Raw genomic sequence first — 13,225 nt, 5'->3', positions numbered from 1 at the left:
AGGAATCCTTCAAAGGTGGTGTAAGCAGATGCCGGCGACCTGGACATTTCATGCAAGCAGAATCAGAGTATCCCCCGCTCTTCAGTAATCATTTACAGGGGGAATGAAAGTTGAAAATTTCAGACCGTTTATTGAAACAATATCTGAAGCATGTGTATTGGATTTGCGGAGGGCCGTGCGGGGGTAAAAGCACCATGGCCGAATTGATATCCGCCAAGTGGGGAATGAATTATTATTCTTCCGATGATCATTCGTTTGAATATAAGCAGCTGGCTAATCCGCAGGACCATCCGGCGATTCTCAGGTATTTCGTTGACTGGGAATGGTATTTCCTTGGACCGGATAACGACAGGAACCAGTGGCTGGTGTCTGCTGCGGAAGAAAGCGTAGAATTTATCATTCTCGAGCTGCTGCAGATGGGTAATGCCAAGCCTATTGTGGTGGACACGGATATTGCACCGGAATTTCTGCGGGCTATAGCTGGTGACGAGCGGATCGTATATGTGTATGCGGAGGACGAGCTGATCCGCAGGGACTACTTCAACCGTGATCATCTGCGGGGAATGCTGGATCTCTTCCCTGATCTATCCGATCCGGAACGGGCTAAGCGTGAGACGCTGGATGGTATCATTGAGAATACACATCGTTCTCTGCAGCAGGCAAGACAGCATCACGTGCAGCACTATATAAGAAATGCCCATACTACCAAAGAAGAGATGCTGTCCAGAATTGAGGCGCATTTCGGATTACATTAGAACCACCCGGCCACCGTTCATACGGTGGCCGGGTGTGTTTCACGAAAGGACACAACTATGAACCTGTCAGCACTTTCCGACTCCCTTGAGCCGCTGAACCTGCGGAGCTGTCTGATCCAGCAGCAGGGCCGTCTGATCTTTGAACATTATAGAGATCAGCGCACTTCTTCCGAGATTGCCAAGATCAACTCCTGCACCAAGAGCATACTCTCCGCGCTGGTCTGCATCGCGATGGACCAAGGCCAGCTTTCCGGTCCTTCGGCTCCTATCAGCGAATTCTTCCCGCAGCTCAGCCGTGACGCTGATACACGCAAGCAGCAAATTACAATCGGACAGCTGCTCACCATGTCTGCCGGCTTTCGCTGGACCGAATTCGGCGGCGCGAATTCCTTCCCCAAGATGACCCGTTCCCCCCATTGGGTGAACTATGTACTGGAGCAGCCGCTTGCGGATGAACCGGGTACCCGGATGGAGTACAACTCAGGGATATCGCAATTACTGTCGTCTATTGTGGTGCAGGCTTCAGGAATGAGCACAGCAAGATTCGCCGAGCAATATCTCTTCGGACCTCTCGGAATTACGGAGTATGAGTGGGAGAGTGATCCCCAAGGCATCCATACGGGCGGATACGGGTTGAAGCTGGGGCCTGCCAGCCTGCTGAATTTCGGACAGCTGTATTTACAGCAGGGAGTCTGGGAGAATTCGCAGATTATTTCCAGCGAATGGGTAGCACGTTCGGCACAGCCCGCTATGCAGACTGAGCCGCCCCGCCATGGCGGATACGGCTGGCACTGGTGGACAGACTCAATAGCAGGTGATACCAGAACCGGAGAGTCTGCTGCGGTGGATTATTATTATGCACGGGGCTATGCAGGGCAGTTTGTATATGTACTGCCGGAGCTTGAGACGGTGGTCGTGCTGACCCGGGACAATATGCGGGGCCGCAACAATCCGCCGCCTGACGTATTCGGCGAGTATATCGCACCGCAGCTTATGAATCCAAGCGGACTTTAGCAGCTTGCAAATAAGCTGCCTCTCCGGTGAAACCAAGCAGCTCCCCGCCTTCTTCCTGTACGCTGAAGAAATTCAAAAAACTCCATTTCAGCCGGAAGGGCGAAATGGAGCAGCTTATGTATATACGCATAAATCCCCGCTGCCTGATTGCTTGAGGCACGGGGATTTATGTGTTAATTCCTGTATTCACTTCAATCATTTCCTCCTGGTAACAAAGCCATATCCCTGACATGGTGATTGTTCTAATTTCATATTACCGTGTTGCCCGTTCGCTCCTATTCGGAGTGTTGCTCCATGTCCTGCATATGGGGTGGATTCCCGCGTACACGATTTCACGAAAAACGTTTTCACGGACGCTTTTCCTGCTGTGAAGAATCGTTTTAGTACGCTTCGCTAACCTTTTTCAACGGAATCACGCTCTTTCTTCCGCAAGATTACTCTTGCTTGAATGAATAGCTTTGGTTCATCTTCAAAGATTTGCTCTTGGGTTCCCGCATACCCACGATCTGCCAGAAGATGTTATCATCCACCTTCCCTATCAGCAGCCGATTCCGGCACGCTTCGCTAACGCTAGTACATCGGGATTCTCTCCTTTCCTTCATTCATTGCTAAATTTAGGAATGAGGCAATCACCTGTGGTTACCACCTGTATATTGTTGCTTGTGGTTCCTTTGGTGATGTCTACATTATACACTGGGATCGATAAAATTTAAAACTTCAAAAAACTGCATATCCCGTCATTATCCTTGATATTCCCCACTCTTTATGAGCAGAATGCCCATGTCTAACGATTACTCTTTGTAAAGATTATTTGCTCCCGCATGCTGTATCCATGTCATGTATGCGTTATCATTGAACAGATTTCCGGCCGGCATTCGGGATAAATTTCAGAATGCCGGCCGGTTTATTTACATGGACAGACTATTATTTTCATTCCGCCGGGTCAAGACCACTAACAGATAGATACCATAAATTAAGTACATGATATTCAGAATACCCACAAAAAGAACCTCATTCTCCACATTGTCATTGCTGACCATCGCCAGAGCATCATAAATGAAATGAAAGGCGATCAGCGGAATGATATTGTTGCCTGCCTCAATCAGTAAGGCGAGGACGCAGCCCAGCAGCAGTGCATTGGCAACCTGGAGAAGTGTGCTTATGATATCTTTTCCGCCAAACGCATTGACCATATGTAGAACACCAAAGAATACGGACGAGAAAATAATATAAAATACAGGGCCCTTATGCTTCAGCTTATCTCTGATGATTCCCCGGAAAATGGATTCCTCAGTATACCCCACAATCATCGTCATGATCACGATACTGATCACTTCAGCCGCCGTCATCTTCACATTGATTCCAGCCATAACCGGCTGGGCTACCGCAAGAATCAGCAGGGGGATGTAGAACAGCACAGGTTTGGCCTGCTTGGCGTCAAGCTTGCGGAAGCCGAATCTCACTAGTGAGGAATCCTTCCGCTTCATATATACAGTAACGATGATGGCCATAACCAGGAAAGCACAGGCCTGGGCATTCCTTATCCCCATGTCTCCAAACTCCTGAATGGATGCTACTGCAGATGCTACTGAAACTAGAAAGGTCAGGACGACTCCCAGCATCAGCGAGAAAATAACAGGGTGTCCTTTGGCAGCGGTGTTCTTCATCTCTTATCTCCTTTTATGTAGTTGGTTTCATCATTGTCATCCAAGGACAATAATGGATTTATTGTAAACGATCCCTTGGAAATATACTACAATTTTCACTGCAGTTCTCATTCCTCTACTAGCGAACACATGAATGGATTCATCCGCTGACTTGCCGCCTTCTACAACAATCTGTTTTTAATCAGCAGAACTGCTTCATCCAGCCCCATCTCACTTGTATCCACCGTATGTGAATGCATTCCTGCATAAGTTCTTATCCGTTCCAGACTCCGATTGATCTGCTCCTCCGTTCTATGATCTTCCTGCATCCGCTGCCTGAGTGCTGATGAACTCTTGCCAACGCCCATTGTACCGTTTACGATGATGAGCTTTTTCAATACAATCTCTCCTTAAAATAACCGTATTGTCATATCCTACATTGTAATAGCTACTGCAATATATCACATCACTTTACCTAATATTCCAGTGGGAAATACGGCTGACGCATGCTATAATCTCTGAGTCCTATAGTGAGAATTGAACATACGTATGGGGGTTGCAGGAGGTTTCGCTCAACATGAACAGTCCTATTAAAATCTTTAAAGTAACCGTCCAGCTGGAGAAGGATGAATATGATGTCGATGTCACTCATTGGAGACTGCTGACGGAAACGAACCGCTACTATGAAATCAAACCCGAAAGCGGCCCTGTAAAGCGGATTTACAAAGAAAAATTGAATACGGTAGTGGATGATACCAAATCCTATACAGATGGATATCTGGCTTGTTCGGCATTCTGTATCGAAGACCGTATTCATGATATGCATATCCTAATGCTGCACAAGCTGCAAATGAAGGTCAAAGCCTATATGGATGAGCTGCAGCTGAATCAGCAGGCCATCGAGCTGCAGATCAAGAGCCCCAAGGCTGTACCGCACAAGAAGTAACCCTATTCAGCTGGCGGCACGCAAAAAACCGGAAGAATCGCAGTGTGCTGCGGAGCTTCCGGTTTTTTGCGCATCTGATTCAATTACAGCAATCCGGCGTTCTTCAAGGCATGTTCCCAGCTCGGAAAATAATGCAGCGCACTGCGCATTAACTCCGGATCCTGCTGCTTGACCTGTTTCTTGTTTACGGTACCTCCACCAGACTGAAGCTGCTTGATCCGACTGATAACTTCATCTGAAGCCAGCGTAATATCCAACTCTCCACCCCTTTCTGGTACGTCTTTCCATATTTTTCACAACTACAGCGTTTTCTATACAAATCCTGCAGCAATGAAATTAATGGCTGACCAGATAGGAGGCATCCAGAATCAGCGCAACCCGCCCATTCCCCAGAATTGTTGCCCCGGAGAGATGATTCATCGTCCCCAAATACACACCCAGCGACTTAATGACCACCTCCTGATTACCAATGATCTCATCGACGGCAAAGGCGGCGATCCGGTCCACGGACCGGACAATCACCAGCGGGATGGTCTTGGAGCTGCGCTCGGTCCGCGGGTAATGCAGCTTGTCTCGAAGCCAGGAAAGCGGCACAATCCGCCCGTGGTTAATAATCGCCTGTTCACCTTGAATGATCTGAATGTCTTCGGGGGCGATACGCACTATTTCCGCTACATTATACATGGGAAGGATCAGCACCCGGCCGGATACATTCACCAGCAGCCCCTTAATGATGGCCAGTGTAAGCGGCAGACGGATTATGAACACAGTCCCTTGGCCCGGTACCGTTTCGATATCAATGATGCCGTTAAGCCGTCCAATCTGGCTGCGTACGATATCCATCCCCACCCCCCGGCCCGACACCTCACTTACTTCGGCAGCCGTTGAGAAGCCGGGCTCAAAGATCAGGTGGATGGCTTCTTGAGCCGTTAAGAACCCGGCCTGTTCTTCAGTGATGATGCCTTTGCTAAGTGCGGAGGCTTTAATTCTGCCGGCATCTATGCCCTGCCCGTCGTCCTCCAGGCGGATAACCACCTGATTCTCCTCATGAAAAGAGGTGAGTGTAATCATACCCTTGGGGGATTTCCCGCGTTCTACGCGGGCTTCCGGACTTTCAATCCCGTGATCGGTGCTGTTGCGGATCAAATGGATCAACGGATCACTCAGCTCTTCTATAATCATCCGGTCGAGCTCGGTCTCGCCTCCCTGGATCAGGAGTTCAATCTCCTTCCCCAGCTTATGGGCCAGATCCCGGACCAGACGCGGAAACCGGTTGAACAATTGATCTATCGGAAGCATCCGGGTCTTCATTACACCTTCCTGCAGCTCCTTGATAATAGTGCCCATATGATCCGACACTCCGCCTATACCCGGCAATACCTTAGCCGGATCATTCCGCAGGCCGGCTGCACTCAGATCGGCCAGCGAGGTCTGCTCGATCAGCAGTTCGCCTACCAGATTCATCAGATGGTCCAGACGTTCCACACTTACCCTTACCGTCGGCTGGGTACTGTTCCCCCTTTCCATGTTCGGGGAAGACGGAGGCCCCGCCAGTGACGGTTCAACCGCCGCCGCGCCAGTAACCGTTTCGGGACCGGGCACGAATGGAGTGACGGCAATACTCTGGACGTCAGAATCACCCGCCAGCTGTTCTGATATCTGCTGAATATCTTTGCCGGCAGCGGCCACTACTGCAAACCGGATGTAACGCGAGTCTTCATCTGCTCCGATGGCCGCTGCTGCCGCCAGCGCGACAGCAACGACCTTACCGCATACATCTTCGATACGCTGCAGCAGCATATAATGCCGTGCCGCCTTCATCAGGCACTCCTCTTTGAGCGTTACCGCAACGGACAGCAGCGAGTACCCGGCAACCACGGCTTCTTCGGCCAGGAGCCTCTCCGCCGGACTTAAGACGGGCAACCGGACCGGCTGTGGTTCAGCCGGCAGATTAATCAATGCCTTAATCTCCGCAACGACGGCGCTGCAGTCGGCGTAATCACCGCCGCTGATATATTGGGTGCGAAGCAGCTTCATGGCGTCGAGCGCCCGGAAGAGCGTATCAATCAGCTTTCCGGTAATCTCCGGTTTCTTCTCCCGGACCCATTCAAGGGCATATTCAACCTCATGCGTCAGATCGCTCATTTCACGGAAGCCCATGGTTGAGGCTGAGCCCTTGATGGTGTGGGCTGCGCGGAATATTGTCTGGACTAGCTCAGGTGCCGGTGCATGCTCCAGCGTGAGCAGGGATTGGTCGATCCGCTCCAGTTGCTCATTCAGCTCTTCTATAAAAATATCGCGGTAGGCAGATAGTTCCATCATCATTACTTGTTCCCCTTCCTAACCGCCCAATATTTCCTCGAGCTTGAGAATGCCAATCAGCTGATCATCCCGTTGACCAATCCCGTGGAAAACCGCTTCGCGGCTGCGGCTATGCCCGCCCGCAGGAGGGTGGATCTCAGCGTACGTAGTCACTTTATTGACCTTATCCACAATGAGACCCACGAACTCCTCCCGGTAGTTGACCACAATAATTCTTGTATTCCGGGTGTATGGCTCATCCGCCATCCCCAGCAAATTGCGCAGGCTCATTACGCTGACCACTTTACCGCGCAGATTGACCACACCCTTCACTTCATTCCGGGTAAAAGGGATATCTGTGATGCTGAGCATTTTGATAATTTCATGAATCTCTTCGATACGGATTGCGCAGGTTTCGGCTCCTACAGCAAGCTCGATATACTGTTCCTTCTGTAAGGATGACATGGCTTCACCTTCAGTCTGTAGAATTAATGAGTCTTGAACGCAGCAGCCGACTGGGCTAAATCCTCGGATAAGAGGGCCAGAGCCTGGCAGGTAGCTGCCGTTTCCTCTGAAGCCGCTGCGGATTCCTCGCTGGAGGCGGCAATGGACTGGACCGAGCTCATCACTTCGGCTGCCTGAGCGGATTCCTCTTCACAGGCGGCAGCAATTTCATTCACTTTGAGTGAAGAAGTATTAACCATACTGATAATCTGTTCAAAGGCCTGGCTGGTCATCGAAGACTGCTCAACGCTTTCCGCTACTGCCCGGACGCTTTGCTTCGTATTCTCCTGCATGGCCTTGATGATCTTCGTGATTTCCTTCGTGGCATCACTGCTGCGCTCGGCAAGCTTGCGGACTTCATCCGCCACCACTGCGAAGCCGCGGCCCTGCTCTCCGGCACGAGCAGCTTCAATCGCCGCATTCAAAGCCAGCAGATTGGTCTGCTCGGCAATATCATCAATCACTTCGATGATGTCTCCGATTTTGCCGGAATCCTCTTCGAGCTGTTTCATCTGGTGATTGACGGTCTGCATTCCGTGCAGCGAGGTCTCAACCACGTATCCGCCTTCCCGGGCTGTGCGCACCGTCTCATTCGACAGCTCCGCCGCTTCCTCTGCGCTGGAGGCTACGGAATCAATAGCCAGCGACAGCTCCTTGAACAGTTCGGTAATGTTCGTTGCCGCCGCAGACTGGTTCGTGCTGGTACTGGCGATTTCCTGGGTACTTGCTGAGATTTGCTCGGAAGACGCAGCTACACTCTGTGAATTCATAACAATCCCGTTGATCAGGTCCTTCAGGTTATGAACCATCCGGTTCAGCGCAGCAGCCAGTTGGCCCACTTCATCCTTGGTGGAAATATCGGATTGCTGGGTCAAATTACCGCTGGCCACCTCTGAGGCCAGCCGCAGCATCTGCATAAGCGGTTTGGAGATGGATCTGGCGATCAGGTAACCTATAAGAATGCTGATGATTACAGCAGCCGCGACAACTGAAATGGTAATCACCAGCGCCGAGGAATAGGCTGATTGGGAGTGGCGGTTCGCTTCATCGGCCAGCTCCACGTTAAATTCGATCAGACCATCCAGGTTCTCAAGCACTTTCTCTCCCTGCGCATTCAATTGGGTCGTCAGGAAAGTATTAAATTGAGCTGGATCATCCAGTTCAGCCAGGGCAAGCGCTTCCTCAAACAGCTTCAGATAGACCTCATACTCCTTGTCAAAATCGTTCAGCAGCTCTTTCTCCGTGCCGGTCGTGGCCAGCGGACGGTAATTGTCCACCTTCTGGATCAGATCCTGCCGGGAAGATTCAATCTTGTCCTGATAACCGGCAATTTGGGTTGCATCTGTGGTGTTGCTCATATCGCGTATATATACCCGGATGACCTGATAATTGATTTTGACAGCAGACAGATCTCTGACCGAAATCAGATTGTTGTTATACATGGCCTTCATATTCTGATTACTGCTGCTCAGCGAGAAAATGGAATACACCCCGAGTCCCGCCAGAATTAAAGAGACCACCATAAAAGCTGAGATAATTTTTGTTGCTGTTTTCATGTTTCCGAACCATTTCATGTGATTTCCCCCTGTGGTTAACTTCTTAGTGTCCATCCTGCCGTAATCCTGTTGTATTCACCCATACACTCCCCCATCAGCCGGACACATCAGCTATATTTCGACATTTTTCGTTAAATAGTTAATATATAATTTTTGCTTTATTAAATTTTTAATTTATTTTCTGTAATGCGCTTCCACATTGTCTCTATGTAACGGTTATCCCGCCGGCAGCGTTAGCTATATTCAGCTTGACAGAACATCAAAAAAAGTTATAAATAAACATAATTAGTAAATGGTACAACCCTACATATACACAACGAAAAGAGGACTGCCCATTGACAACAAAAGTACCTTTGGCTGAGAAAATGGTGTTCTCCGGCGGCTTGCTGGGCCAGAATATGCTGTACAGCTTCATGTCGATGTATATTCTGTTCTTCTACACGGATCTGCTGGGTATTCCGGCGACTACTGCCAGCGTCATACTGGTAGTGGCGAGCATCTTCGATGCTTGTCTTGATCCGCTGATGGGCATGATTACCGACAAAACACGCTCCAGGTGGGGCAAATTCAGGCCTTATCTGCTGTTCGCCCCCTTCCTGATTGCGCTGGCAACCATCGTCTGCTTCTGGGACTTCGGAGGCTCCTCTACAACGACGCTGGTGATCGCCACCGTATCGTATCTGCTCTGGGGGATGCTGTATACAGTCTGTGACACGCCACTTTGGGCCTTGTCGTCCGTCATTTCTACAGAACCGGGTGAACGGACATTGTTCGTCACTTTAGGCAAAATCGGCGGAACCCTCGGTGCGGTCGTGATCACAGTCGGCGGTATCCAGCTGCTGCTGGCCTTCGGCGGTGAACGGAGCACACAAGCTTATCTGTATTCCGCAATTATTATAGGAATCATTGCCGCTTTCTCTATTTTCCTGACCGGAATTCTTACCAGGGAAAGGGTCGCCCCTTCTCCCGTGAAGATCTCGTTCCGGCAAAATCTGCAAACGGTGTATAAAAATAAACCGCTGCTCACCCTGCTTGCCTCGCTGCTGATTATCAATCTGGTTAACGGCATCCGGCAGAGCATCCAGCTGTATTATGTGGTCTATGTCTGGGGGGATGCCGGTTATGCAACCCAGGTCGGGATTAGTCTTGTTGTAGGCATGCTGCTGGGAATGACGGCTACGCCGCCGCTTTTGCGCCGCTTCTCCAAGAAGAAGGTATTCATCCTCTCCTGCATACTGGGGAGCTTGTCCTGCATCCTGCCTTATCTTCTCGGTGACCACAATGTTCTGACCACGCTGGTGTTCTTCGCGGTCAGCTTCTTCTTCTCGGGCATGACAACCATTGTGAGCACATCAATGCTGCTGGATACCATAGATTATTCGGAGTGGAAGCTGGGCTTCCGGGGCGAGGGGATTGTGTTCTCCACGAACACCTTTGTTACTAAATTCAGCGGGGCATTGTCACGGCTCATTATCGGTGCAAGTCTGGGCTTGCTTAGCTATGTTGAGAATCAGCCGTCGACTCCAAGGCTCCAGCAGGGGCTCAGCTTCGTGATGTTTCTCTTGCCCGCCCTCTGTTTCCTGGCCGCAATTCTGCCGATTCTGTTCTACAATATCAGTGACAAGCAGCGGCTGCAGACACTGAATGATTTGGAGAATACCCGGTCCGTATAGAAGGGACCCAGGCATTTATCTAATATAAGGAGTGATCATGAACATGGATATATCCACTATGGCCGCACTGATGTCCCCTCCCGATCTGACAGGCTGCCGCAGAATATTATGCGTACAGCCGCACCCGGATGATAATGAGGTGGGCATCGGCGGGACAATCGCCTCTTTGGCGGAGCGGGGCTGCGAGATTCATTATTTAACCGTGACGAACGGGGATCTCGGTGCGGTGGACGAGCATTTGTCTTCTGCCGAGATTGCAGCCGTCCGCGCACGTGAGCTGGAAGCCGCAGGGCGGTTGCTGGGTGCCACAGTGTTCCATCAGCTGGCCCACGGCGACGGCACCCTGGAGCATATTCCGGCGCTGGCAGAAGAGATTGCCGGGATCATCCGTACCGTGCAGCCGGATGTTATCCTCTGTCCTGATCCGTGGCTGAGCTATGAGGCACATTATGATCATATCGTTACAGGCAGAGCCGCAGCCCAGGCCTTCCTGTCGTCCGGACTTCCGCTGTATCCCCGGGGGACAAGCACCCGCCCCTGGCAGCCGAAGGCCATTGGTTTCTATTTCACCTCGGAGCCGAATACGGTGGTTGACATTACAGAGCACTTCGAGCGGAAGTTCGCAGCCTTAGCCCTGCACAGCAGCCAATTCAGTGAGGAGACTCTGGCGATGTACCGGATCTATTTCCGCGAAAAAGGCCGCCAGCTCGCCGAAGGCAAAGACTTCGAGCTTGGCGAAGGCCTGAAGCTGCTGTCCCCGTTGCATCTGCATTGCTTCGTGGATGCCCGGCTGATCTGACATCTGCAAGGCCTTTAGCTGCTTCCTCCTGCTTGCCGAGGAGATAAACCCCAATATCGTTAGATAATGATAATATTATCTCCGGAAAACTCAATAAAAAAGAACGCCCGCCGGCGCCCTTTTCGTGTCCATTAGATATATCGCCCTGTCTCTTAATCATTCGGCCAAGCGGTAATAAGGGATGTACAACGACGGTTTGAAGCCGAGCTTCTGAGCCAGTCTATATGAACCCTCATTCTCCTGGCGGCAGCCCCACACCGGCTCCAGCCCGTGCTCCAGGCAGTAATCAATCAGTGCGGAACATACGGAGAAGGCAAAATGCTGCCCCCGGTGGCCCGCTGCCGATTCAATCCCAATCTCCAGCTGATCCGCTGTACGGTACGCCGAGAACGCATTAGAGGCGCTCTCCCCCTCCCAGAGCAGGGTGTACCCTATGCCTGTACTTAGGAAATGCTCTGCATCTCTCCAGAAATAACGCGGAATCACAGCACCTGATTGCCCGTCAAACTGCCCGGCAGTCATCGGAACAATTACTGCATCCTTCCGGAACCATTGCTCCTTAGCACTGTGGTAGACTTCCGGGTCAAAGGTGAAATTCACTCTGGTATGAGTGTACATCCTCCGTGTATCAGCCGTTTCAGGACCGGGCTCGACCGCATTTAACAGTGCGTTATGCGCTGTAATTATTGACTCCACCAGCGGAGACCAGCCACCTGCCGGATCACCCTGCAGCCATTCCGGGGACTGCCTGTCCCCTGACTGGTTGGTAATATAATCATATAAGCTCCGGTTAAACGCCTCATTGCCCGAATCCCCATAGACCAGCGACATCCCATAGTCATGAGCCACATAAAAGGTACGGGGGTTCTGCACATTATCCACGTAAACAGTGCCGGTGGTCTGGCCCTTGAGTACTGCTTCTGCGAACAGGGTATTGATCTTCACTTGGCTTAACAGCGGCAGAGCCAGGGCATAGTCACGGCTATCCAGCTTCAGCATCATTTTCTCCTCTTTTCTCAGGATTGATTATATGTATTGTACAGCCAGCGGAAATTCCAATCAAAGATATGGGAACCCTCCCATGTATCAAACGGTGCCGGGATTCCCTTGGCGATCCATACCTCCGCGCTTTCCCCGCTCCGGACAGCTGCTGCGGCATACGTCTGAATCTCTTGGAGATAACTTAACATTTCTGCGATGCTCTCACGTCCGGCAACCCCTCCATGACCAGGGATCAGCCGGGTGAAATCCATCTCCAGGCCAATCCGCTCCACAATACCGGTCCACGCTTCAGGGAAACCATGCAGCATGGCCGGATGAGATTGGCTTAGCACCAGATCCCCGGCGATCAGCACCTTCACGTCAGCAATATATACCATGGCATCGCTGCAGGTATGCCCGCCCCCATAGGTGAACAACTGTATGGACCGCTCTGACCCGTGAATATCAAGCGTATCCTTGAATGTCACAGCAGCAGTTACTCTGCGGATCGCAGGTGTCGCCTCCAGCAAGGCCTGCTTCTCCTCGATTTCATATCCCAGCGCCGCCTGCACGCGGGTGTCCGCAGCAGTACTATGAGCCTCCTGGAGCGCTGCAATCTGTTTCTGCAGCCCTTCCTGCCATTCCCCTAGCTCAGGTGGACCCGTCGTTGTCAGCACTTCACGGGTAAGCTCTGTGGAAATGATAAGACTATCCGCAAATTCCTGATTCCCGTAATGATGATCCCCGTGATAATGGGTATTCACTATGTATTGGACCGGGTTCCCTGTCAGCTGCTCAGCCGTCTCCCGCAAGAGCTTCGCTGCCCCGGGCAGGCTGAAGGTATCGACCACAACTGTGGTATCCCCAAGATCTATAATGGAGGCATTGCCTACCGCTCCCCGGCCCGGAGTTACAATTGCCGCCCACACTCCATGGGCTACTTCCTCTATCTTGAACATACATATCCTCCCATTTATATTTTTACTTATTATACCTTAATCTGGCATGTACTTATTGACTAATTATTTGCAGGGAAAATTAGGAGTAAAA

General features: G+C 51.0%; 13 protein-coding genes. 5 read left to right on the top strand and 8 right to left on the bottom strand.

Annotation, left to right across the window (positions count from 1 at the left end):
• Positions 1-194: 194 nt before the first annotated feature.
• Positions 195-755: a hypothetical protein gene (locus tag MKZ24_RS17540; protein WP_231637681.1), complete on the top strand. Its 561-nt coding sequence runs from the start codon at positions 195-197 to the stop codon at positions 753-755.
• Between the two features lie 57 nt (positions 756-812).
• Positions 813-1,769: a serine hydrolase domain-containing protein gene (locus MKZ24_RS17535; RefSeq protein WP_042237422.1), complete on the top strand. Its 957-nt coding sequence runs from the start codon at positions 813-815 to the stop codon at positions 1,767-1,769.
• A gap of 908 nt (positions 1,770-2,677) precedes the next feature.
• Here MKZ24_RS17535 and MKZ24_RS17530 read toward each other — a convergent pair.
• Together MKZ24_RS17530 and MKZ24_RS17525 are read right to left on the bottom strand one after the other, a co-directional pair.
• A complete protein-coding gene (locus MKZ24_RS17530; protein ID WP_042237423.1) occupies positions 2,678-3,436 on the bottom strand; it encodes a CPBP family intramembrane glutamic endopeptidase in 759 nt (252 codons plus the stop codon).
• Positions 3,437-3,597: 161 nt separating this feature from the next.
• The gene (locus MKZ24_RS17525) at positions 3,598-3,813 is read right to left on the bottom strand and encodes a hypothetical protein (protein ID WP_042237425.1); all 216 of its coding nucleotides are present in this window, start codon (positions 3,811-3,813) and stop codon (positions 3,598-3,600) included.
• Between the two features lie 179 nt (positions 3,814-3,992).
• Here MKZ24_RS17525 and MKZ24_RS17520 point away from each other — a divergent pair, with 179 nt between their 5' ends.
• On the top strand, positions 3,993-4,361 hold the full coding sequence (locus MKZ24_RS17520; protein ID WP_340784959.1) for a hypothetical protein: 369 nt from the start codon (positions 3,993-3,995) through the stop codon (positions 4,359-4,361).
• Positions 4,362-4,444: 83 nt separating this feature from the next.
• Here MKZ24_RS17520 and MKZ24_RS17515 read toward each other — a convergent pair whose 3' ends face one another.
• From MKZ24_RS17515 to MKZ24_RS17500, 4 genes are all read right to left on the bottom strand, one after another.
• On the bottom strand, positions 4,445-4,618 hold the full coding sequence (locus tag MKZ24_RS17515) for a hypothetical protein (RefSeq protein WP_197072946.1): 174 nt from the start codon (positions 4,616-4,618) through the stop codon (positions 4,445-4,447).
• Positions 4,619-4,697: 79 nt separating this feature from the next.
• Complete coding sequence (locus MKZ24_RS17510) at positions 4,698-6,686, bottom strand: chemotaxis protein CheA (RefSeq protein ID WP_340784956.1); 1,989 nt, start codon at positions 6,684-6,686, stop codon at positions 4,698-4,700.
• A gap of 15 nt (positions 6,687-6,701) precedes the next feature.
• Entirely contained in the window at positions 6,702-7,127 is a 426-nt protein-coding gene (locus tag MKZ24_RS17505) for a chemotaxis protein CheW (RefSeq protein WP_340784953.1), read from the bottom strand.
• Positions 7,128-7,150: 23 nt separating this feature from the next.
• Positions 7,151-8,740, bottom strand: coding sequence for a methyl-accepting chemotaxis protein (locus tag MKZ24_RS17500; protein ID WP_042237430.1), 1,590 nt, complete (start codon positions 8,738-8,740; stop codon positions 7,151-7,153).
• 317 nt (positions 8,741-9,057) lie between these two features.
• Between MKZ24_RS17500 and MKZ24_RS17495 the strand changes: the two genes are divergently transcribed.
• Both MKZ24_RS17495 and MKZ24_RS17490 read left to right on the top strand, forming a co-directional pair.
• Positions 9,058-10,395, top strand: a complete 1,338-nt coding sequence (locus MKZ24_RS17495; protein ID WP_042237432.1) for an MFS transporter — start codon at positions 9,058-9,060, stop codon at positions 10,393-10,395.
• A gap of 43 nt (positions 10,396-10,438) precedes the next feature.
• Complete coding sequence (locus MKZ24_RS17490) at positions 10,439-11,194, top strand: PIG-L deacetylase family protein (protein WP_340784950.1); 756 nt, start codon at positions 10,439-10,441, stop codon at positions 11,192-11,194.
• Positions 11,195-11,350: 156 nt separating this feature from the next.
• Here the strand turns inward: MKZ24_RS17490 and MKZ24_RS17485 are convergent, their stop codons facing one another.
• Entirely contained in the window at positions 11,351-12,196 is an 846-nt protein-coding gene (locus MKZ24_RS17485) for a GNAT family N-acetyltransferase (protein ID WP_340784946.1), read from the bottom strand.
• Positions 12,197-12,210: 14 nt separating this feature from the next.
• Positions 12,211-13,134: an MBL fold metallo-hydrolase gene (locus MKZ24_RS17480; RefSeq protein WP_340784944.1), complete on the bottom strand. Its 924-nt coding sequence runs from the start codon at positions 13,132-13,134 to the stop codon at positions 12,211-12,213.
• Positions 13,135-13,225 lie beyond the last annotated feature (91 nt).

This window comes from Paenibacillus sp. FSL R7-0297, assembly GCF_038009025.1.
Lineage (GTDB): Bacteria > Bacillota > Bacilli > Paenibacillales > Paenibacillaceae > Paenibacillus_AQ.
The sequence above is the reverse complement of the archived record's forward strand: the minus strand, read 5'-3'. Positions and strand labels throughout refer to the sequence as shown.